This window comes from Microbacterium sp. AB (assembly GCF_032878875.1).
Taxonomy (GTDB): Bacteria; Actinomycetota; Actinomycetes; order Actinomycetales; family Microbacteriaceae; genus Microbacterium; species Microbacterium betulae.
The window spans coordinates 3,166,909-3,188,819 of the sequence record NZ_CP118157.1 but is presented as its reverse complement, the minus strand read 5'-3'; the positions used below and the strand labels follow the sequence as shown (position 1 = coordinate 3,188,819).

The 21,911-nt window shown below is 71.4% G+C and carries 20 protein-coding genes; 13 read left to right on the top strand and 7 right to left on the bottom strand.

Annotated features, from left to right (window positions below):
* Positions 1 to 5 precede the first annotated feature (5 nt).
* Positions 6 to 1,289, bottom strand: a complete 1,284-nt coding sequence (locus N8K70_RS15090; RefSeq protein WP_317139171.1) for an MFS transporter — start codon at positions 1,287 to 1,289, stop codon at positions 6 to 8.
* A gap of 214 nt (positions 1,290 to 1,503) precedes the next feature.
* Here N8K70_RS15090 and N8K70_RS15085 point away from each other — a divergent pair, with 214 nt between their 5' ends.
* A complete protein-coding gene (locus N8K70_RS15085) occupies positions 1,504 to 2,124 on the top strand; it encodes a GntR family transcriptional regulator (protein ID WP_317139170.1) in 621 nt (206 codons plus the stop codon).
* 25 nt (positions 2,125 to 2,149) lie between these two features.
* Here the strand turns inward: N8K70_RS15085 and purD are convergent, their stop codons facing one another.
* Entirely contained in the window at positions 2,150 to 3,418 is a 1,269-nt protein-coding gene (gene purD, locus N8K70_RS15080; protein WP_317139169.1) for a phosphoribosylamine--glycine ligase, read from the bottom strand.
* Between the two features lie 193 nt (positions 3,419 to 3,611).
* On the opposite strand from purD, the gene N8K70_RS15075 reads away from it, so the two are divergent.
* The 4 genes from N8K70_RS15075 (at position 3,612) to purF (ending at position 7,024) form a co-directional block, all read left to right on the top strand.
* Positions 3,612 to 3,980 carry a sterol carrier family protein gene (locus tag N8K70_RS15075; RefSeq protein ID WP_317139168.1) on the top strand — a complete coding sequence of 123 codons (369 nt, stop codon included), beginning with the start codon at positions 3,612 to 3,614 and terminating at the stop codon, positions 3,978 to 3,980.
* A 66-nt stretch (positions 3,981 to 4,046) separates the two neighbouring features.
* Positions 4,047 to 4,370: a potassium transporter Trk gene (locus N8K70_RS15070; protein WP_317139167.1), complete on the top strand. Its 324-nt coding sequence runs from the start codon at positions 4,047 to 4,049 to the stop codon at positions 4,368 to 4,370.
* A 35-nt stretch (positions 4,371 to 4,405) separates the two neighbouring features.
* Complete coding sequence (gene purM / locus N8K70_RS15065) at positions 4,406 to 5,545, top strand: phosphoribosylformylglycinamidine cyclo-ligase (RefSeq protein WP_317139166.1); 1,140 nt, start codon at positions 4,406 to 4,408, stop codon at positions 5,543 to 5,545.
* A gap of 6 nt (positions 5,546 to 5,551) precedes the next feature.
* Positions 5,552 to 7,024 carry an amidophosphoribosyltransferase gene (purF, locus tag N8K70_RS15060; protein ID WP_317139165.1) on the top strand — a complete coding sequence of 491 codons (1,473 nt, stop codon included), beginning with the start codon at positions 5,552 to 5,554 and terminating at the stop codon, positions 7,022 to 7,024.
* 49 nt (positions 7,025 to 7,073) lie between these two features.
* On the opposite strand, the gene N8K70_RS15055 is transcribed toward purF, so the two are convergent.
* Both N8K70_RS15055 and N8K70_RS15050 read right to left on the bottom strand, forming a co-directional pair.
* On the bottom strand, positions 7,074 to 7,640 hold the full coding sequence (locus N8K70_RS15055; protein ID WP_317139164.1) for a pyridoxine/pyridoxamine 5'-phosphate oxidase: 567 nt from the start codon (positions 7,638 to 7,640) through the stop codon (positions 7,074 to 7,076).
* A 9-nt stretch (positions 7,641 to 7,649) separates the two neighbouring features.
* On the bottom strand, positions 7,650 to 8,231 hold the full coding sequence (locus N8K70_RS15050; RefSeq protein WP_317139163.1) for an HdeD family acid-resistance protein: 582 nt from the start codon (positions 8,229 to 8,231) through the stop codon (positions 7,650 to 7,652).
* 170 nt (positions 8,232 to 8,401) lie between these two features.
* Here N8K70_RS15050 and N8K70_RS15045 point away from each other — a divergent pair, with 170 nt between their 5' ends.
* Complete coding sequence (locus N8K70_RS15045; RefSeq protein ID WP_317139162.1) at positions 8,402 to 9,289, top strand: DUF4097 family beta strand repeat-containing protein; 888 nt, start codon at positions 8,402 to 8,404, stop codon at positions 9,287 to 9,289.
* Entirely contained in the window at positions 9,289 to 9,897 is a 609-nt protein-coding gene (locus N8K70_RS15040) for a PadR family transcriptional regulator (RefSeq protein WP_317139161.1), read from the top strand. The genes N8K70_RS15045 and N8K70_RS15040 overlap by 1 nt, the downstream gene beginning before the upstream one ends.
* 14 nt (positions 9,898 to 9,911) lie before the next feature.
* On the opposite strand, the gene N8K70_RS15035 is transcribed toward N8K70_RS15040, so the two are convergent.
* Positions 9,912 to 10,463, bottom strand: coding sequence for a universal stress protein (locus tag N8K70_RS15035; RefSeq protein WP_317139160.1), 552 nt, complete (start codon positions 10,461 to 10,463; stop codon positions 9,912 to 9,914).
* Between the two features lie 151 nt (positions 10,464 to 10,614).
* Between N8K70_RS15035 and N8K70_RS15030 the strand changes: the two genes are divergently transcribed.
* The 6 genes from N8K70_RS15030 (at position 10,615) to N8K70_RS15005 (ending at position 18,011) form a co-directional block, all read left to right on the top strand.
* Positions 10,615 to 10,803, top strand: coding sequence for a DUF3073 domain-containing protein (locus N8K70_RS15030; protein ID WP_317139159.1), 189 nt, complete (start codon positions 10,615 to 10,617; stop codon positions 10,801 to 10,803).
* A 108-nt stretch (positions 10,804 to 10,911) separates the two neighbouring features.
* Positions 10,912 to 11,355: a fluoride efflux transporter FluC gene (locus N8K70_RS15025; RefSeq protein ID WP_317141230.1), complete on the top strand. Its 444-nt coding sequence runs from the start codon at positions 10,912 to 10,914 to the stop codon at positions 11,353 to 11,355.
* Positions 11,352 to 11,723: a fluoride efflux transporter FluC gene (locus N8K70_RS15020; protein ID WP_317139158.1), complete on the top strand. Its 372-nt coding sequence runs from the start codon at positions 11,352 to 11,354 to the stop codon at positions 11,721 to 11,723. The genes N8K70_RS15025 and N8K70_RS15020 overlap by 4 nt, the downstream gene beginning before the upstream one ends.
* 100 nt (positions 11,724 to 11,823) lie before the next feature.
* Positions 11,824 to 15,267, top strand: coding sequence for an efflux RND transporter permease subunit (locus N8K70_RS15015; RefSeq protein ID WP_317139157.1), 3,444 nt, complete (start codon positions 11,824 to 11,826; stop codon positions 15,265 to 15,267).
* A 234-nt stretch (positions 15,268 to 15,501) separates the two neighbouring features.
* Complete coding sequence (locus N8K70_RS15010) at positions 15,502 to 17,694, top strand: DEAD/DEAH box helicase (protein ID WP_317139156.1); 2,193 nt, start codon at positions 15,502 to 15,504, stop codon at positions 17,692 to 17,694.
* Between the two features lie 143 nt (positions 17,695 to 17,837).
* The gene (locus tag N8K70_RS15005; RefSeq protein WP_317139155.1) at positions 17,838 to 18,011 is read left to right on the top strand and encodes a hypothetical protein; all 174 of its coding nucleotides are present in this window, start codon (positions 17,838 to 17,840) and stop codon (positions 18,009 to 18,011) included.
* Between the two features lie 79 nt (positions 18,012 to 18,090).
* Here N8K70_RS15005 and N8K70_RS15000 read toward each other — a convergent pair whose 3' ends face one another.
* Together N8K70_RS15000 and N8K70_RS14995 are read right to left on the bottom strand one after the other, a co-directional pair.
* Positions 18,091 to 19,539: a cellulase family glycosylhydrolase gene (locus N8K70_RS15000; protein ID WP_317139154.1), complete on the bottom strand. Its 1,449-nt coding sequence runs from the start codon at positions 19,537 to 19,539 to the stop codon at positions 18,091 to 18,093.
* A 104-nt stretch (positions 19,540 to 19,643) separates the two neighbouring features.
* A complete protein-coding gene (locus N8K70_RS14995; RefSeq protein WP_317139153.1) occupies positions 19,644 to 21,851 on the bottom strand; it encodes an MMPL family transporter in 2,208 nt (735 codons plus the stop codon).
* Between the last annotated feature and the right edge of the window lie 60 nt (positions 21,852 to 21,911).

The window sequence follows — 21,911 nt, the reverse complement described above, 5'->3', positions numbered from 1 at the left end:
TCCCCTCACACCCGTGCGGCATCGGACTCGAGCGTCTCCTCATGCTTCTCCGGCGATGCACCGGGGAGCACCTTCCTGCGGATGGCGATGGCGAGGAGCCCGAAGGCGACGACGAACAGCACGACGTTCAGGACGAACGACACGGTGTATCCGCCGGTGCCGTCGACGATGAGGCCGTGCACGTAGACGCCGGCCGCGTTCGCGAGCGATCCCGCCATGAGGATGGGACCGAGGATCTTGCTGTACTCCAGCGAGCCGAAGGCGTTGCGCACGAGCACCACCACCGCGACCAGGTTGATGCCCTGGGCCACTCCGCTGGCGAAGCCCGCGGAGGTCAGCGCGGCCTCGCCGTCGAAGACGAGGAGGCCGCCCCATCCGAAGATCGCGACGAGGGTGAAGACGCCGATCGCGAGGAGCGGGCGGAGGAAGTCGATCGCGGCGCCCATGGCGAACTTGCCCACCGACGCGCCGAGGAGCAGGACGGAGAAGATGGCGGATGCCGTCGTGAGGGCGAGCCCTCCTGTGACGAGGTAGTTGGGGACGTGCTGGACGAGCGATCCCGCGAACTGGTATAGGACGCCCGCGAGGGCGAAGCACGCGAATGGGAGCGTGCGGTACGCGCGCTTCGCCGGGACGCCCGACAGCGCGACGGCGACCTGGGTGTCGGTGTCCTCCTCCGTGAAGCCGTACGGGCGCTGGTCCCCCGTCGGGCGCAGTTTCGTGACGAAGATCGTGAACGGCAGCAGCGTCACGAGCACGATCACGCCCGTCACGACGTAGGCGAACCGCCATCCCTGATCGGCGATGAGGGCGCCGACGAGCGGGCTGAAGACCGCTCCGCCCACGGCGGTCATGGCGCCGGCGATGCCGGTCACGAGCCCGAGGCGCTTCTGGAACCAGTTGCCGAGGAGGATGGGGACGGAGAGCATGATGGCCACGGCCTTGGTGATGCCGAGCACGATGTTCGCCGCGTACAGGACGTACACGTTGGTCGCGCCCGCGGAGGCGAAGTACGCGATCGCGGTGAGGACGACCATGACGGTGAGGAAGACCCGCAGGTTGAAGCGCTCGAAGAGCGGGGACGCCACCCCGAGCGCGATCGCTCCGGCCAGACCCGACACGGTGCTCATCAGCGTCACCGACGAGAGGTCGATCCCCAGGGTCTCCTGCACGGGGCCCCAGTAGATGCTGGCCGTGTTGACCGTGAGCCCGAATCCCACGAACGAGATCACGCACGCTGCGAGGAACACGAGCCACGCGAAGTGAAGCCGCTGTCGGCGAGCCATCATGACCATCTCTCCTTTGAAGCAGTTCGCGAGAGCCGTCAGCGGCTCGCACGCGCCGCGCCTCCTGCTCTGGGGGCGGCGACACCTGCAGTGTACACGCTGCGGACACTGCGGACAATGGCCGCAATCTCCGCGTCGCGGAGCTCGTCCCGCCGATTCGAGCGGGGGCGGTGGCTAGAATCGCGTTGCCCGCAGACCGCCGAGGAGATGGAGCGCCGTGACCCCAGATGGCATCGCCGACGGAATCGCGAGCGCGATCCGGGACGGCGTCTACGACGAGGGGGACCAGCTCGTCCAAGAGGATCTCGCGAAGCAGTTCGGGGTCAGCCGCAACCCCGTCCGCGAGGCGCTGAGGCTGCTCGAGGCGCGCGGGCTGATCACGATCCGCGACGGGGGCGGCGCGACCGTGCGGAGGCTCTCGCCGGACGACCTCGCCGAGGTCTACGCGCTGCGCGTCGCCGTCGAACCCACGATCGCGCGCCCCGTGATCGAAGGCGCGACGTCACGGGCGATCGCGCGGCTCCGCGCACTGGCCGAGCGCATGGCGCAGACCTCCGACACCGCGGAGTGGCTGCGCTCGAACTTCGAGTTCCACCAGCTGATCTACGAGCTCTCCGACCGCCCGCGGACGGTGTCCATCCTCACCTCCCTGCTCACCGCCGCGCAGCCCTATGCGCGGAAGAACGTCGAGGCGCTCGGCGGCCGTGCGCAGGCCGATGCGGATCACATCCGCATCATCGAGACGATCGTCGACGGAGACCCGGACGCGCTCGGCTCCGCGCTCGTCTCGCACATGACCCAGGCCGAGCACAGGGTCGAGTCGAGCTACGAGCGCTGAACGGCCCTCCGGTGCCGGGGCGTCGCTAGCCGGCGACCGCCGCGGCGATGTCGGTGCGGTGATGGGATCCTTCGAGGCCGATCATCGCGACCGCCTCGTACGCCCGCGCGCGCGCCTCGGGGAAGCCGGCGCCCGTCGCCACGACGTCGAGGACGCGACCGCCCGTCGAGACGAGCGCGCCGTCCGACACCCGCGTCGCCGCGTGGGCCACGTGCACGCCCTCGATCTTCTCGGCGTCGGCGACGCCCGAGATCCGGCGTCCGGTGACGGGCGCCTCCGGGTAGCCCTCGCTCGCGACGACGACGGTCACGGCGGCCTCGTCGGAGAACTCCGGGTCGCCCTCGTCCTCCAGCGTCCCCGTCGCCGCGGCGAGCAGCAGCCGCGAGAGCGGGGTGGCGAGACGCGGCAGCACGACCTGCGTCTCGGGGTCGCCGAAGCGGGCGTTGAACTCGATCACGCGCACGCCGGCGTCCGTGACGATGAGCCCCGCGTAGAGGAGGCCGATGAAAGGCGTCCCCTCCTCGTCGAGCCGCCGGACCACCGGCAGCGCGACCTCCTCCGTCACCTGGCGGACGAACGCCGCCTCGTCGCCGAAGCGCTCGGCGAGCCAGGGGAGCGGGGAGTACGCCCCCATGCCGCCGGTGTTCGGGCCCTCGTCCCCGTCGAAAGCCCGCTTGAAGTCCTGCGCGGGGCTGAGCGCGCGCACCGCGTCGCCGTCGCTGAGGAAGAAGAGCGAGACCTCCGGCCCCGAGAGGAACTCCTCCACGAGGACGGAGCCCGTGGGCAGGTACTCCGCCGCGTGATCGAGCGCCGCCTGCCGGTCGGACGTGACGATGACGCCCTTGCCCGCGGCGAGTCCGTCGGCCTTCACGACGTGCGGCGCCCCGAAGGCGTCGAGCGCGGACGCGACCTCCTCGATCGTGCGCGCGTGCACGGAGCGGCCCGTCGGCACGCCCGCCTCCGCCATGATCCGCTTCGCGAACGCCTTGGACCCCTCGAGCGCCGCAGCCGCCTTGCCGGGCCCGAACACGGGGACGCCGTGCGCCCGCAGCACGTCGGCGACGCCCGCGACGAGCGGCGCCTCCGGCCCGACGACGACCAGGCCCACGCCGTTCTCGTTCGCGAACGAGGTGACGGCCGACCCGTCGAGGATGTCGACGTCGACGATCCGCGCGTCGCGCGCGATGCCGGCGTTGCCGGGGGCGGCGAGCAGCTCGTGCCCGGCGTCCTCCGACGCGAGGGCGAGGACGATGGCGTGCTCGCGCGCGCCGGAGCCGAGGACGAGGATCTTCACACCCAGAAGCCTACCGAGACGGCATCCGGCCGAGCACGATGCAGGAATCCCGTGGTGCATGTCGGGCGCGAAGCGCGCGATGACGCGGGAGGAGATCGGCGAGGGCGAGAGAGCTCCTGCGTCGTGCGCGGCGGGCCGGGGGCGACTCCGCGACCACGCGCGAGCCGCTCCCGCGCCGGAATAGGCTGACGGGATGGCGCGGAGGATCGAGACGGGCGACGGCCGCGAGGCCATCGCGATCGTGAAGGATGCGCTCGCGCGTGCGGCGAGGCCCGCGCGTGCCGACCTGGCCACGGCCGTCCGGTACCTCCTGCAGCTGCTCGAGGAACGCGCCCCCGGCGGCAGCGTCGAGGTGCGCGTGCCCCCGTTCGGGGCCGTGCAGGTCATCGAGGGACCGCGGCATACGCGCGGCACCCCGCCCAACGTCGTCGAGCTCGCGCCGTCGACGTGGATCGCCGTCGCGACGGGCGACACGACGTGGGCGGACGAGGAGACGGCGGGCCGCATCGACGCGTCGGGCACCCGTGCCGACATCTCGATGCTGCTGCCCCTGCTGTACTGAGCCCTGCTCCCGACGTCGAAGCGCGACGGAGACGGCTCACAGGATCCCGGTGCGAGAATGACGACCATGCCCGACACCCCCGCAGCGCGCGATGACGCCGATGTGGCCAAGGTGCGTCGTGCCCCGAAGTACAGCGTGTTCGCCGCTCTCGGCGCCGCGGTCGGGCTCGTCGCCGCCCTCGTCCTCTCCACCGTCTTCGACGGCACCAGCGAGGCCAGCGTGCTCACGCAGGTCGAGTACTCGCCCTCGCAGACGTTCGGGTTCATCATGCTCTGGTGCGTGCCGGCGGGAGTGCTGCTCGGGATGCTCGTGGCGCTCCTCCTCGACTGGACGATCGGACGCAGGACGCGCGACGTGCGGGTCGCGCACGAGAGCGTCGACGAAGGCTGAGTCCGGGCACGGACTTCGGCCGCTACTCTGGAGACGTGGTCTTCGATCCCACGGCAGCTGCTGCTGAGTCCCCCTCGTCCACCTACACCGAAGCCGGCGTCGACACGGCCGCGGGCGACCTCGCCGTCGAGCTGATGAAGTCGTCCGTGCGCGCGACGCAGGGCCCCGAGGTGCTCGGCGGCGTCGGCGGGTTCGCCGGTCTCTTCGACGCGAGCGCACTGCGGGCCTACCGGCGGCCGCTCCTCGCGACGAGCACCGACGGCGTCGGCACGAAGGTCGCCATCGCGCAGGCCGTCGACAAGCACGACACGATCGGCCAGGACCTCGTCGGGATGGTCGTGGACGACATCGTGGTGGTCGGGGCGCGTCCGCTCTTCATGACCGACTACATCGCGTGCGGCAAGGTCTTCCCCGAGCGCATCGCCGACATCGTGCGCGGCATCGCCGAGGCGTGCACCGCGACCGGCACCGCGCTCGTGGGCGGCGAGACCGCCGAGCACCCCGGCCTCCTGGGCGTCGACGACTACGACGTGGCGGGAGCCGCGACGGGCGTCGTGGAGGCCGACCGCATCCTCGGCGCCGAGCGGGTGGAGCGCGGAGACGCGGTCATCGCCCTCGGGTCGAGCGGCCTGCACTCCAACGGATACTCCCTCGTGCGCCACATCCTCGCGAACGCGGGCATCGGGTACGGCGACCGTGCCGCCGACCTGGGCGCGACGTGGGGCGAGGCGCTGCTGGAGCCCACACGCCTCTACACCTCGCCCCTGCTGCGGCTGATCGCAGGACTCGGCGACGACGTGCACGCGCTCAGCCACGTGACGGGCGGCGGGATCGCGGCGAATCTCGCACGCGTGCTGCCGCAGGGCACGTGGGTCGAGGTGGACCGTTCGACCTGGTCCCCCGCGCCCGTCTTCCGCGTGCTGAGCGAGGTGGCCGGCACGTCGCTCGAGTCCAGCGAGGGCACCTGGAACCTCGGCATCGGCTTCGTCGCCGTCCTCGCGCCCGAGCGCGTCGACGACGCCGTCACCGCGCTCGCATCCGACGGCATCCCCGCCTGGCAGATCGGCACGGTCGGCACGGGCGCGCACCCCGCGGGCGACTTCGAGCAGGGCGCCAAGGGCGTGGACGGAGGCGCCGTCCGGCTCGTCGGCGCCTATTCGGACGGGGTGGGCTGACACCATATGTGCGGCATCGTCGGAGTGGTCGGGCGCGGCCCGGTCAACCAGGACATCTATGACGCGCTGCTCCTGCTGCAGCACCGCGGGCAGGACGCCACCGGCATCGCGACGGCCGAGCCCAGCGGCGTCATGCACATGAGCAAGGCGCGCGGGATGGTGCGCGAGGGCTTCCGCACGCGCGACATGCGATCGCTGCTCGGCAACGTCGGCCTCGGGCACGTGCGCTACGCGACGAAGGGCACGGCCTCCAGCGAGGAGGAGGCCCAGCCGTTCTACGTGAACTCGCCGTACGGCATCATCCTCATCCACAACGGCAACCTCACGAACACGCGCGAGCTGACGGCCGACATGGCCCACCGCGACCGCCGCCACCTCAACTCCTCGAGCGACACGGAGCTGCTGCTCAACGCGCTCGCGAACGAGCTCCAGGCGACGACGTCGCCGGTCGACCTCGACCCCGAGCGCATCTTCGAGGCCGTCGCCCGCACCCACAACCGCATCGAGGGCGCCTACGCGGTCATCGCGGTGATCGCGGGGTACGGCCTGCTCGCGTTCCGCGACCCGCACGGCATCCGCCCCCTCATCCTCGGCCGTCGTCCGGCGCAGGACGGCAGCGACGAGTGGGTCGTCGCGAGCGAGTCGCTCGTGCTCGAGAACGCCGACTACGAGGTCGTGCGGGACGTCGAGCCCGGCGAGGCGGTCTTCATCACGAACGAGGGCGCGCTGTTCTCGAAGCAGTGCGCGGAGCGGCCGAGGCTCGTCCCGTGCTCGTTCGAGTACGTCTACCTCGCCCGTCCGGATTCGATCATGAACGGCATCTCGGTCTACGAGGCGCGGCTGCGGATGGGCGCGAGGCTCGCCGCGACGATCGCCAAGCACGTGCCCGAGGGCGCGATCGACGTCGTCATGCCCATCCCCGACTCCTCGCGCCCTGCCGCGATGGAGGTCGCCCGCGTGCTCGGCATCGAGTACCGGGAGGGCTTCTACAAGAACCACTACATCGGGCGGACGTTCATCATGCCCGGCCAGGCGGTGCGCCGGAAGAGCGTGCGCCAGAAGCTCAACGCGATGTCGAGCGAGTTCACGGGCAAGAACGTCCTCCTCATCGACGACTCGATCGTCCGCGGCACGACGAGCAAGCAGATCATCGAGATGGCCCGCGACGCCGGTGCGCGTTCGGTGACCTTCGCCTCCGCGGCTCCGCCCGTGCGGTACCCGCACGTGTACGGCATCAACATGCCGTCGAGCCGGGAGCTCGTCGCGCACGGCCGGACGATCCCCGAGATCGCCGAGGAGCTGGGCTGCGACCACCTCGTGTATCAGGAGGTCGAGGACCTCAAGGCCGCGATCATCGAGGGCAGCACGGCCGGTCACGCGGTCACCGACCTCGACATGAGCTGCTTCGACGGGCGCTACGTCACCGGCACCGTCAGCGAGGAGTACCTCGGCTGGGTGGAGCGCACGCAGGGTTCCTGAGCCCGGCGGTCGCGACGGCGTGCTCCGGCGGCGGAAGCCACCGGCTCTCTCAGCGGACGGCCTCGCTCGCGCGGAGCGGCCGGTGGGTCCACGTCTCGCCGTCGCGCACGTACTCGACGCGGGTGTGGCGGCGGTCGTGCGTCGCCTGCAGGAACTCCGCCCGCGTCGGCGCGAGCGTCCACACCTGCCAGTCGGGGTTGTCGACGCCGTCGTAGCTCGGCCGCTCGCGCCAGTCCGCCGCCGACTCCTCTGCGGGCAGCGCCGTCACCGGGCCGGTGAGCTCGACCTGGCGACCGAGCTCTCGCCAGAAGAACAGCATCCCCGCCCAGGGACGCTCGGCGAGATGCGCGCCCTTCCGGGAGGAGCGCGAGCTCGAGACCTGGATGCCGCGCTCGTCGACGTCCTTCACGATGAGGGTCCGGTGGGATGCGCGACCGTTGTCGTCGATCGTCGTCACGGTCATCGCGTGGGGCTGGCGTTCCCCGGACGCGATGGCGTCGTCCAGCCAGCTGCGGAACAGCTCGAGCGGATCGCCCGGAACGGCGTCCGGGTCGAGGATCGCGAGGTCGCCGGGGAACGACGGCAGGTCGCGCAGCCGGTCGCGGAGGTCGGTCATGCTCCCACGCTAGCGCTCGAGCGTGGCGGCGCGCACGATCTGGATGACCCCGAAGACCACGAGCGAGACGCCGATGAAGATCCACAGCCAGACGGCCGTGAGGAGCGGCGAGAGCAGCACGAAGGCTCCCGCGAGGATGCTGACGATCGCGAAGGCGATCGTCCACCCCTTCGAGCGGGGCACGGGGCTGAACGCGTCCTTCGGGCCGCCGAGCGAGAAGAGCGAGACGACGCCCTCGACGATCCACGCGACGCCGAGGAACGTCGAGACGAAGACGGCGAGCAGCACCGTCGTCGACGACAGGTTCGCGAAGGCCACGATCGACGCGACGACGAAGACCACGCCGAGCAGCGCGGTGCCCGCGCGCAGCCATCCGCTGAGGCCCTTCGACCTGACGGCGAGCGTGACGTCGACGACGCCCGCAACGAGCGCGTAGATTGCCACGAGCACGGTGATCGCCACGGCCGACTTGAACGGCCAGACGAGGATGAGCGCCCCCGCGACGAGTGAGACGACGCCGGTCACGAGCGCGATGGTCCGCAGTGTGCGGGCGAGCCCGATCGGCTGATGCTGCGGCTGGGTGTCGGTCACGGTTCCTCCTGGAAGACGGGGATGCATCCACGACGCTACTCCGCGTCCCGCGGGGAGCGCATCATCCGCGGAGACGGGGCGTTGCAATTCGAGATATATCGTGTTTCACTCTCCTTAACGAGATATATCTCGAGTTTCGTGCCGGTGACCCGGTGGACAGGGAGCAGATCATGACAGACGAGAAATGGATCATCCACCCGGGTGAGACCCGCGTCATCGACGTCGAGGGCATTCGCCGGCTCAAGGCCGGGCTCGTCGGCGGGCAGATCGACATCATCGCGCACGAGGAGCCCCACGTGCGCATCGAGGTGCACGGCGTCTCGGTCAAGGACCTGCGCATCGACGTGTCGGGCGACGCGCTCGAGATCGACCATCCGCAGCTCCGCTGGGACAACTTCCTCGAGGTGTTCCGCAACTTCGGCTCCGGCGGCCCGCGCGCTGAGATCAGCGTGGCGGTGCCGAAGGCCGTCGCCCTCACGCTCGGGGTCGTGAGCGCCAACGCGCTCATCGCCGGTCTCGCCGACGACGCGCGTCTCAACACCGTGTCGGGCGACATCCTCGTCGACGGGCTGCGCGGAGACCTCGGCGCCAACGCCGTCTCCGGCGACGTGCAGGTGCGCGGCCTCGAGGGCGCGTTCGCGGCCAACACCGTCTCGGGCGACGTCGCGGTGACGGGAGCGCTGTCGAAGGTCGACGTCGACTCGGTCTCGGGCTCGACCTTCGTCGACGCCGAGGGCCCTGTCGCCCGCGTCTCGGTCAACGGCGTGAGCGGCGGGGTCACTCTGCGGCTCGACGACGACTACGCCGCGAACTACGTCGTGCGCTCGGCGAGCGGCCGCATCCGCATCGACGGCGTCACGCGCTCCGCGTCGGGACCGTCGAACTACACTGGCTCGACCGGCGAGCTCTCGAGCAGATTCGCCGACGTGCGCGCGAACACGGTGTCGGGGGACATCTCGGTCATCCGGCGCGGCGAGGCGGAGCCCGCGGCGTCGGAGGCGGACGACGAGGCGGAGTGGCCCGGCGCCGCGACGTCGCCCGAAGGCGAGGACCGCTGATGCCCGCCGTGTTCTCGCACGGCGACCTGCGCCTCTACCTGCTGAGCCTCCTCGACGAGACGCCGCGTCACGGATACGACATCATCCAGGCGCTCGCCGAGCGCACGGGCGGCACCTACACGCCCAGCGCCGGGACGATCTATCCGCGCCTGGCCAAGCTCGAGGAGGAGGGGCTCGTCACGAAGACGGTCGACGGCCGCAAGACGATCTACGCGATCACCGACGCGGGTCGCGCCGAGGTGCGCTCGCGCGCCGACGAGCTCGACGGCATCCAGGAGGGGCTCGCGGATTCCGTGCGCCTCATCGCGGACGGCGTGCGCGCCAGCGTGCGCGAGGCGATGAGGAGCCTCCGCGCCGACCTCGCGGCGGCGGCGAACGCTCCCGCGCAGGAGACGCCGCATCCGCGTCCGGGCGACGACCCGCGCGTGCGCTCGCGCGAACAGCTGCAGCGCGCCGAGGTGCTCGTGAACGAGTTCCGCGGCCGTGTCCGAGCCGACCTGCGCACGCATGTGGCGCGCGGCGGCGAGCTTCCCTCCGCGGTCGTCGACGAGCTCGGCGTGGCGCTCGACGCCGCGGCCGACGCCGTGAAGGCCCATCTCGGCCGCTGAGCGGCGAACCCGGGCTACTCCTCGATCGGCCAGTCCTCGTCGTCTTCCAGCGGCTCGCCGAGGGGGACGACGAGGATGCTCCGATGCTGGCGATGCGACAGGCGGGCGGCGACCGATCCGGTGAAGAACTCGCGGATCGAGTCCCCGATGCCCCGCTTGCGCGTGCCGACGACGATGAGACGGGCGTCGATCTTGTCGGCGAAGTGCTTGAGGGCGAGGGCCGGGTCTCCGACGAGCTGCCGGACGGCCCAGGTGACCTTCTGGCCGGCGAGGGCCTCCGACGCGACCTGTCTCACGGCGTCGAGCTCCTCGGCGCCCACGTCGACGTGGATGTCGATGGGCGCGGTCTGCACGAAGCCGTCGGGGTCCTCGTACGTGACGAATCTCGTGACGTCGACGTGCGTGACGACGAGCGGCGCGTGCAGCAGAGCGGCGTACTTGGCGGCCTCCCTCAGGACGCGGGGCGGCTGACCGGGGATGGCTCCGGCGACGACCGCGCCGCGAAGCGCCTCGTCGTCTCCGGGTGTGCTCGCCTCGTCGGCCGGGAAGACCTCGTCGTCGCTCATGGCGGCGTCTCCTCTCGATGCCGCAGCCCGGCCGGGTGCGAGGCCGCGTGGTATCCTGGATCCTACTCTTTCCCGGCATCTGCCGGCTGTCGGAAGTTACGCATTCGGGCTGGCGCATGAGCCCGGTGCTCAACATAAGGGGGTCTCGCGCATGGGCCGTGGCCGTCAGAAGGCGAAGCACACAAAGCTCGCCCGTGAACTCAAGTCGTTCAGCCCGACTGTCGATTATTCGGCGCTGGAGCGCGAACTGGGTCATCCTGACGATGATCAGTACGTCGACCGCTGGGCCGACCAGTACGCCGACGAGGACGAGGACGAAGACGAACTCGAGAAGGCGTAGACCTCCTCTCGACCCGATCGCGAAAGTCGCCGCGGACCGCCCTCCGCGGCGACTTTCGCGTCCCCGCGAGCCGAAGCATTCGCTTCGCGGCATAGGCTGGCCGCCGTGATGCGCCGAATCCGCTGGGAGCTGCTGACGTTCGTGTGCCTGGGCGGGGCGCTCGGGACCGGCGCCCGGTACGCGCTGACGCTCCCCGTCCGCGGGGACGACGCGGCGGGCTTCTGGGCGACCGCCGCCGTCAACGTCGCCGGATCGCTCCTCCTCGGCGTCGTCGTGGGAGCGCTGGGCGACCGGCATCCGCGCTGGCGGGCTCTCCTCGGCCCCGGGGTGCTCGGCGGCTTCACGACGTACAGCGCCTTCGCCGTGCAGGTCGGCTCGCTCGCGACGCCGTCCGGCCACGGCCCGATCGCACCCTTCGGCACCGAGCCGCTCGGATACGTCCTCATGCTGTCGGCGGCGCTCCTCGTGCTGTTCCTGGCCACGGCCTCGGCCGTCGCGGGGCTCGTCGTCGGCGGGCGCCTCGCCCGCGGAGCGACGGGAGGGGACGCGTGAGCATCGTGCTGCTGCTCGCCGTCGCCGTCGCCGGCGGCATCGGGTCGGGACTGCGCTGGACGGCTGACGCGCTCCTGTCGCGCGTCGTCGCCGCCGGCTTCCCGTGGGCGATCCTCGTCGTCAACGTCTCCGGATCGTTCGCGCTCGGGATGCTCACGGGCGCGTCGCTCGGGTCGCCGTGGCCGGCCGTGATCGGGACGGGGCTCCTCGGCGGGTACACGACCTTCAGCACGGTGTCGGCCGACAGCGCCGTCCTGTGGCGCGAGGGACGGGCGCGCGAGGCGCTGGCGAACGTGCTCGGCACCTTCGCGCTGTGCGTCCTCGCCGCGGCCGCGGGGCTCGCCGCGGGAGCCGTCCTCTCCGCCTGAGGCTGGCACGCCGTGGAACAATGAGGGCAGCGGATACAGAACCGTATCGGCGGGCTGCTCCCCCGCGACCGTGCAAGGCCGAATCGAACGAGAGAGATCTGTGTCGAAGCTCGCCATCCTCAGCTTGAAGAACCGCGCGCTCATCGCGCTCGTCACCATCTGCGCGGCCGTCTTCGGCGGGCTCTCGCTCACGAGCCTCAAGCAGGAGCTCATCCCGTCGATCGAGCTCCCCGCGCTGATCGTGATGACGACCTACCCCGGCGCCTCGCCCGAGGTCGTCGAGGCCGACGTCTCCACGCCCATCGAGACGGCCATCCAGTCCGTGCCCGACCTGGAGTCGAGCACGGCGACCTCGACGACGAACGCGTCGATCGTGCAGGCGACCTTCGCCTACGGCTCGAACCTCGCCACGGCCGAGCAGAAGATGCAGCAGGCGATCACCCGCATCTCGTCCCAGCTGCCCGACGACGTCGAGCCCCAGGTGCTGTCAGTGAGCATCGACGACCTGCCGGTCATCCAGGTGGCGGTCTCGGGAATCGGCGACGCCGACGCCGCGCAGGCACAGCTCGAGAACGTCGTCGTCCCGGACATCGAGGACGTCGACGGGGTGGGGGCTGCGGAGCTCGTCGGCGGCGTCGGACAGCGCATCACGATCACGCCCGACGCGGCCGCGCTCGCCGCGAACGGCCTCACGCAGCAGGCGATCTCGGATGCGCTGGAGCAGAACGGGACGCTCTTCCCCGGCGGCGAGATCACCGAGGACGGCAGCACGCTGACGGTGCAGACGGGCGAGAAGATCACCTCGGTCGACCAGCTGAGCGCGCTTCCGCTCGTCTCGAGCGCCTCGCCGACGCCCGATCCGACGACGGGCGAGGTCATCGTGCCGCCGGTCGTCACGATCGCCGACGTCGCCGACGTCGCGCAGACCGACGACCCCACGACCACGCTCTCGCGCGTGAACGGCGAGGACGCGATCTCGATCTCGATCACGAAGCTCCCGGCCGCGAACACCGTCGAGGTGTCGGACGGCGTCCAGGCCGTCCTCGCCGATCTGCGCGAGACCCTGCCCGACGCGGAGTTCACGGTCGTCTTCGATCAGGCCCCGTTCATCGTGCAGTCCATCGAGACGCTCGCGACCGAGGGGCTCCTGGGCCTCGTCTTCGCCGTGCTCGTGATCCTCGTGTTCCTGCTGTCGATCCGCTCGACGCTCGTGACGGCCATCTCCATCCCGACGAGCGTCCTCATCACCTTCATCGGGATGCAGGCCTTCGGGTACTCGCTCAACATGCTCACGCTCGGCGCGCTGACGATCTCGATCGGGCGCGTCGTCGACGACTCCATCGTCGTGATCGAGAACATCAAACGCCACTACGTCGGCGGCGCCGACAAGGGGGACGCCATCCGTCTCGCGGTGCGAGAGGTGGCTGGCGCCATCACGGCGTCGACGATCACGACCGTCGCCGTGTTCCTCCCGATCGTCTTCGTCGGCGACATGGTGGGCGAGCTGTTCCGGCCGTTCGCGCTGACCGTCTCGATCGCCATGGCGGCGTCGCTGCTCGTCGCCCTCACGATCGTGCCCGTGCTCGCGTACTGGTTCATGCGTCCCGGGAAGCCTCTTCTCGACGCCGAGGGCGCCCGGATCGACCCCGAGCACCCCGACGCGCCGCCGTCGAGGCTCCAGAGGTCGTATCTGCCGATCCTCCGGTGGACCCTGCGTCACTCGGTCGTCACGCTCCTGCTCGCGGTGCTCGTGCTGGGCGGCACGGTCGCCCTCGCGCCGTTCATGAAGGTGAACTTCCTCGGCGACACGGGGCAGAACACCCTGACGATCTCGCAGGACCTCGGCGACACCGCGAGCCTCGAGACGAAGGACGAGGCGGCCCAGCGCGTCGAGGAGGCGCTCGACGGCATCGACGGCATCGAGACGGTGCAGGTCTCGGTCGGGTCGAGCGGGTCGGCGCTCGCGGACGCGTTCTCGGGCGGCGCCGGCGTGACCTACTCGGTCATGACGGGCGACGGCGTCGACCAGGAGGCGCTGCGCGCCGAGGTGCAGGGCGAGCTCTCCGCGCTCGACGGCGTCGGCGACCTGACGGTCTCGGCCGCCGCCGGCTTCGGATCGACCGACATCGCCGTCTCCGTGGAGGCGCCGACCTCGGACGCCCTCGCGGCGGCGACGCAGGCCATCGTCGACGAGCTCGACGGACGCGACGGCATCGGCGCCGTGACCGACGACCTCGCCGCGTCGCTTCCGTACATCGCCGTCGAGGTCGACCGCGAGGCCGCCGCCGCGGCGGGGCTCTCGGAGGCCGCCGTCGGCGCGATCGTCTCGTCGAGCATGCAGCCGCAGCAGGCGGGCAGCATCGAGCTCGACGAGACGTCGCTCACGGTCTACATCGCGGCGGAGGACCCGCCTGCGACGGTGCAGGAGCTGCGCGAGCTGCAGATCCCCACGGCGACGGGCGTCGTCCCGCTGCAGGACCTCGCGGCGGTCGAGGAGACCGAGAGCCCCTCGTCGATCACGACCGTGCAGGGGCGCCGGACGGCGACCGTGACGGTGCCGCCGGCGACGGACGACCTCGCCGTCGCGACGGCATCGGCGAACGCGGCCGTCGCCGCGGCCGATCTCCCGGACGGCGCGACGGCGACCGTCGGCGGGGTCGCGGAGGACCAGGCCGACGCGTTCAGCCAGCTCGGGCTCGCGATGCTCGCCGCCATCCTCATCGTCTACGTCGTCATGGTGGCGACCTTCAAGTCGCTGCGTCAGCCCATCCTGCTCCTCGTGTCCGTCCCGTTCGCGGCGACCGGCGCCATCCTGCTGCAGGTCGCCTCCGGGGTGCCGCTGGGCGTGGCGTCGCTCATCGGCGTGCTCATGCTCATCGGCATCGTCGTGACGAACGCGATCGTGCTCATCGACCTCGTGAACCAGTACCGCGAGAGAGGGCTCTCCGCGCGCGACGCCACGCTCGCGGGGGCCTCCATGCGTCTGCGGCCGATCCTCATGACGGCGCTCGCGACGATCTTCGCGCTCACGCCCATGGCGCTGGGCATCACGGGTCACGGCGGGTTCATCTCGCAGCCGCTCGCGATCGTCGTCATCGGCGGCCTCGTCTCGTCGACCGTGCTCACGCTCATCGTGCTGCCGACGCTCTACAACCTCGTCGAAGGGGCGAAGGAGCGCCGTGCGGCCCGGCGTGCGGGTCACGGCGACGGGTCGGACGGCGGGACGGGACCGGACGGCCGTGAGCCCGGCGGTGCCGATCACGGGGCTGTCGCGGAGTCGCGCGTCGTCGTGCCCGCCGGGGCGGGCGTCGGGCCGTCGGGCGCCGGTGTGGTTTCGGCGGCGGGCGCGGATGCCGGTCCGGGTGCGAGCGCGGCATCGGGCGCCGAACCGCTTCTCGGCCGCCCGGCGGACGAGGACATCCCGCCGCTGCGTGCGGACGACCCGGCGCCGGTCTACATCCCGCCGGTGGTGACTGCGCGGTCGTCGTCCCCCACGTCCGGGGGCCTTCCCTCCGCGGCGCCGGTCCAGCATCGTCCTCGCTAGTCTCTGACGCCGAGCGGTTACCCAGGAGCATCCGCTATTGTTGTGCGGTCGGCTTCGGACGCCGCGATGTGCGCGGACGTGTTTCGAGGTTGTGAGTCCAGGGGCCGATGGTGAGCGTCGATCGACGCACATGACCATCACATGAATGGCCCCGGCCGCTGACAGCCCGGGTTGCCCGGGCGTGCGCGCCCTGGCGCTGTTCTCGTGCGAGAGAACCCGTAAGGACACACACCCATGCCCAAGAACAAGAAGCCCGCAGGCGGACGCCCCGCGCAGAACTTCGACCCCCGCTACGCCAAGAAGAGGACCGGCGGCCCGTTCCGCGGGAACGACTCCGGCTCGCGCGGCCCGCGTCGCGACGAGGCAGGACGCCCCGCGCGAGCGGACGACCGTTCCGGCGGCCCCCGTCGCGAGGGCGGATACGAGCGTCGCGAGGGCGGCTACGCCGGCCCCCGCCGCGAGAGCGCGGGATCGGGACGTTTCGACCGCGACGACCGTCGCCCTGCGCGCGATGACCGCGCGGGTCGCCCCGCGTTCAACCGGGACGACCGCGGCGGCCGTCCCCCGTACAACCGGGACGACCGTCGTCCTGCTCGCGATGACCGTCCGGCGTACAACCGCGACGATCGCGCGGGTCGTCCGGCGTTCAACCGTGATGACCGTGGTGGTCGTCCGGCGTTCAACCGGGATGACCGTCGTCCTGCTCGTGACGATCGTCCGGCGTACAACCGTGACGATCGCGCGGGTCGTCCGGCGTTCAACCGGGATGACCGTGGTGGTCGTCCGGCGTTCAACCGTGATGACCGTGGTGGTCGTCCGGCGTTCAACCGGGATGACCGTCGTCCTGCTCGCGATGACCGTCCGGCGTACAACCGTGATGACCGTGGTGGTCGCCCCGCGTTCAACCGGGATGACCGTGGTGGTCGTCCCGCGTTCAACCGTGACGACCGCGCCGGACGTCCCTCCTTCGACCGCGACGATCGCCGCCCCTCGGGCGCGGACCGTCCGCGTTTCTCCCGCGACGACCGTCCCGCCTCGAATCGCGGCGCGCGTCCTGCGTACGACCGCGACGCTCGTCCCGCCCGCGACTCCCGTCCGGCGTTCGCCCGTGACGACCGTCCGCGTCGCGACGACTTCCGCCGTGACGAGCGTCCTGCGCGCTCGGCTGCGCAGGAGCAGCAGATCGACGTCGTGCACGAGCGTCTCGAGGCCCAGGCCATACAGGCGACCGACGTCGCCGAGGTGAGCTTCGGCGACCTCGGCCTCGGCGACAACATCGAGCGCGCGTTGGCGGAGCTCGGCGCCCCGCGTCCGTTCCCGATCCAGGCCGCGACCATCCCGCCGATCATCGAGGGCCGCGACGTGCTCGCACGAGGCCGCACCGGATCCGGCAAGACGATCGCGTTCGGCGCGGCGCTCGTCGAGCGCGTGCTGCGGCAGAAGGCCGGGCAGAAGCGGGAGTTCGGCCGTTCGCCGGTCGCGCTCATCCTCGCGCCGACGCGCGAGCTGGCGCTGCAGATCGACCGCACCGTCCAGCCCATCGCCCGCAGCGTGGGCCTGTTCACGACGCAGATCTACGGCGGCGTGCCGCAGGGCCGCCAGGTGGGCGCGCTGAAGAAGGGCGTCGACATCGTCATCGGCACGCCCGGCCGCATCGAGGACCTGCAGGCGCAGGGAAAGCTCGACCTCTCGCAGATCGGCGTCGCGGTCCTCGACGAGGCCGACCACATGTGCGAGCTCGGCTTCCTCGAGCCGGTGCAGCGCATCCTGCGCCTGACGGCGGACGGATCGCAGCGGCTCCTCTTCTCGGCCACGCTCGACCGCGAGGTCGCCGCGCTCGTCGACGAGTTCCTCGTGAACCCCGCCGTCTACGAGGTCGCCGGCGAGACGCAGGAGACGAGCACGATCGAGCACCACGTGCTCGTCATCGACCAGCGCAGCAAGAGCGACATCCTCGACCAGCTCGTCGACCGCGAGGGGAAGACCCTCGTGTTCTCGCGCACCCGTGCCTACGCCGAGCAGCTCGCCGAGCAGTTCGAGGACGCAGGGCTCACGGCCGTCGCCCTTCACGGCGACCTCAACCAGGCCAAGCGCACCCGCAACATCGAGAAGTTCGCCAAGGGCCGCGCCCAGGTGCTCGTCGCGACGGACGTCGCCGCACGCGGCATCCATGTCGACGACATCGACCTCGTCGTGCAGGCCGACGCGCCCACGGAGTACAAGACGTACCTCCACCGCGCCGGCCGCACCGGCCGAGCGGGCCGAGAGGGCCGCGTCGTCACCCTCGTGACGCGTCAGCGTCAGCGGAAGATGGACGACCTGCTGCGCCGCGCCGAGATCGACGCGCCGTTCGACCAGGTGCGGCCCGGCGACGAGCTCATCTCCGAGCTCACGGGCGGCCCGACTGTCGCGGACCTCACCGCGTAGGCCATCCGCACGGCACAGCGCAGGAAGAACGCCTCGTCCCCTGGTGAGGCACCGCGGAATTTCGCGGTCGCTTCGGCTGGACATGCCCGAACTTCCTGCGTTGTGCTGCGTGCGCCCGGCGCATCGACCGCTACCGTGGTCGGATGGATGCGAACAGCTGGCTCGCCGGCGGCGGGGGATGGCTCACCCTGGCTCTCGTCAACGCGGGGCTCGCTGAGCAGAAGGACCGGTCCCGGCTGAACTGGTTCGTCCTCTCCCTCGTCCTCGGCCCGATCGCGACGCTCCTCATCGTCGTGTGGGCGCCGCCGCGCCGCTGACGGACGTCGTCCGGCACCGCGTGCGAGGTGCCGGCGCCTCGTGGAGCGCCGAGGCCTCGCGTCGGCCGAGAGGCCGCTCTCAGCCGTGCACGGCGAGCTCGTGCACCCGTGCGATCCCGGCCTCCGTCGTCGAGGCCGCCGGGTCGGTGATGACGAGCCGCAGCCCGTCGACGTCCGAGACGCCGACGGGGATCTCGCGCGCGGCCTGCGTGTTGCCCGTGATCGCGGCGACCTGCTGCCATCCGGCCGCGGTGCGCACCTCCAGCGTGAAGTCGACGAGCACGACCCCGGAGCCGCCGGCGTACCCGCTGTAGACGCCGACGGAGGAGACCTCCTGCGCCGCGGCCAGCTCGATGGTGGCGGTCGGGGTGGCGTCGCCGTCCGCGGAGAGCCACCGTCCGGCGTCGGAGCAGTCTCCGTCGGTCAGGTTGTCGCCGCCGTACGCGGCGCTCCGCGCCGACGACACCGTGACGCTCGTGCCCACCGCGTCGTGGTCTGCGCACGGGGAGACGTTCGGCGCGCCCGCGAGCCAGTCCCTCACGAACTGCCCCTGGTGCTCGCCGCCGAGGAGGTTCCAGTCGGCGTCGAACATCTGCGGCTTCCAGAAGTTGTCGAGGATCCAGGCCTGCCATCCGATCCACGGCCGTGCGTCGAGGTACGAGCGGAACGGGACACCCCAGTTCGTCGTCGTCCCCGCCGTGATGGAGTCGGAGTAGGCGCCCGGCGGGTTCCAGCCGAACTCCGTGACGACCACGGGGATCTCCTCGGCGGCGTCCCCGAACTTCGCGTCCAGCAGCGCCTCGGTGGGCGCTCCCTGGTTCGGATAGAGATGGTAGACGTAGGCGGTGTTGTCGTCGTCGATCGGGTCCGACAGCGCGCCGCCCAGCATCGTGCTCCACTGCGGCGAGCCCATGAGCAGCAGCGTGTCGGGCGCGCTGACGCGGATCGTGTCGACGACCGGCTGGATGTAGGCCTTCCAGGTGGCCCAGCTGGCCGGGTCGATCGGCTCGTTGAAGACCTCGAAGACGACGTTCGGGATGTCTCCGTAGCGGGGGGCGATGTACTCCCAGAACCGTTCCACGGTCGAGCGGGGCACGGCTCCGGCGGTATCGCCGTAGTCGCGGACGAGATGCAGGTCGACGATGACGTAGACGCCGAGGTCGACCGCCTGCTGCACGTAGGGCGCGATGTACTCGGCGTCGTAGGCCGCGAGATCCGTCGTCGCCCCGATCTCGGTCACGGGCAGGCGGACGACGTCCGAGCCCCACTCGGCGGCGAGCGCGACGAGCTCGGAGGTCGGCCGGGAGTTGCACGACGGGCAGACGTCGTTCTGCTCGGGGGCGAGCACCGACACACCCTGCAGCGGCTGATCGGCGCCCGTGGCGTCGACGACGCGGTTGCCCTCGACGTGCAGCGCGGGCAGGGGCGCCGTCTGGGCGCCGGCGGGCGCGCCCGCGAGCATCCCCGCGACGGCCATCGCCGTCGCGAGGGTCGCATATCGTCGCCGTGTCGTGCCCGTCCGCCGCATGGCCCCATCCTCGTCCCTCGTCCGGGGTCCGTCCACCGGGTCTTCGTCTCCGAGGCGGGTCGCCGCCCGCGCGCCGACGGAGACCCCCGAGGCGCCGCCGCGCCTCAGCGCTCGCCGCGCGAGAGCTTCGACGGCCACCAGATCGCGCGGCCGATGTCGTAGGTCAGCGCCGGGACGAGCAGCGATCGCACGATGAGCGTGTCGAGCAGCACCCCGAAGGCGACGATGAAGGCGAGCTGCACGAGGAACAGCACGGGGATGACCGAGAGCGCCGTGAACGTCGCCGCGAGCACGAGGCCCGCGGAGGTGATGACCCCTCCCGTGATCGTGAGCCCGCGGATGACGCCGTCGCGTGTCCCGTGCACGAGCGACTCCTCGCGGACGCGCGTCATGAGGAAGATGTTGTAGTCGATCCCGAGCGCGACGAGGAAGACGAATCCGTAGAGCGGCACGACCGGGTCGGCGCCGGGGAAGCCGAGCACCTCGTTGAAGACGAGTGCCGAGACGCCCATCGCCGTGCCGAACGACAGCACCGTGGTGAGGATGAGCAGCACGGGAGCGAGGAGCGACCTCAGCAGGAGGACGAGGATGACGAGGATGACGAGGAGGATCACCGGGATGATGAGGTTCCGGTCGTGGACGGCGGCATCGTTCGTGTCCACGTCGGTCGCCGTGACGCCGCCGACGAGCGCGCCGGGCGACGCGTCCTCGAGCTCGGCTCGCAGGTCGCGCACCGTCTCCTCCGCGGCGGCCGAGTCGGCCGCATCCGCGAGCGTGCCCTGCAACAGCACGTCGCCGTCCGCCACCGTGGGCTCCGGTGCCGGGGCGCCGGGCGCCCCGAAGCCGGTGATGCCGTCCTCGGTCACGGGGGCCGTGCCGCTGTCGGTGTCGGCCGAGACGGCGACGCCGTCGATCCCGTCGTCGGCGAGCAGCACGTCCGCGGCCGTCTGCAGCCGGTCCTCGGCGACGATCACGTAGACGGGGCTGCCCGAGCCGGCGGCGAAGTGCTCGCCGAGCACGTCCTGGCCGTCCCGCGCCTCGGAGGCGCCGAGGACGAGATCCGACTGCGAGACGCCGGACGCCTGGAGCTGGGTGACCCCCACTGCTCCGACCGCGAGGACGAGTGTCGTCGTGATCCAGATGACACGGGGCCGTCGGCGGATGGCTCGGGCCGCGCGGGCCCACACGCCGCGCGTCGGCGCCGCACCGGCCGTGTTCGGCGCGTAGACCGGGCGACGCGGCCAGAAGGACGCGCGACCGAACACGTACAGCAGCGCGGGCAGCAGCGTGAGCGCGGAGAGCATCGCGAAGACGATGCCGATCGCGGCGACGGGGCCGAGGGTGCTGTTGGACTTCAGGTCGCTCAGCAGCAGGCAGAGGAGGCCGGCGATGACGGTGCCGCCGGAGGCCGAGATCGGCTCGGCCGCGCCGCGCAGCGCCCTCGTCGACGCGGTCCAGCGTCTCTCGCTGCGGATGAGCTCGTCGCGGTAGCGCGAGACGTAGAGGAGCGAGTAGTCGGTCGCCGCTCCGATCACGAGGATGAAGAGGATCCCCTGCGTCTGCCCGCTGAGGAGCAGGATCCCGGCCTTCGCGAGCCACCACACCGTGAGGAGCGCGACGCACAGCGCGAACAGGCTGGTCGCGAGCACCGCGAGCGGCAGCAGCAGCGAGCGGTAGACGATCACGAGGATGACGAGGACGGCCGTGAGGGCGACGAGCAGGAGGATGCCGTCGATGCCCGCGAAGGCGTCGAGGAGGTCGTTCGAGAATCCCGCGGGACCCGTGATGTGCACCTCGACGCCCGCGGGCAGTCCGTCGCGCAGCGTCTCGCCGAGAGCCGCGATCGTGTCCCCGAGGTCGGCCTCCGAGGAGATCGGCACGAAGGACTGCACGGCGAGGCCGTCGTCGGAGGGGAGGGCGGGCGAGACCTCGTCGACGCCGTCGATGCCGGCCGCGGCGTCCACGCGCTCGCCGATCGCCGCGATCTGGTCGTCCGTCAGCACCGCCTCGGAGGAGAAGACGACGACGGCGGGGATGGCGTCGCCGTCGGTGAAGTCCGCCAGCCGTCCCTGCACGGCGGTGGCGTCGGCGCTCTCGGGCAGATACGCCGTCTGGTCGTTCGAGGAGACCTCTCCCACCTTGCCGAAGTACGGCCCGCCGACCGACGCCGCCGCGAGCCAGACGAGGATGAGCACGGCCGGCAGGACGATGCGCAGCCATCGGGGCGCACGGGGAGCGTCCGGGTCCGCCGGCCGTACCGTCTGCACCCGCTCCGCATGGGGGAGATCGGACAGCGCGTGGCGAGGGGGCATGGATGGGGCTCCAGACGTGAAGGGAGGTCGCTGGAGAGGCTAGCAAGCCGCGTGACGAGC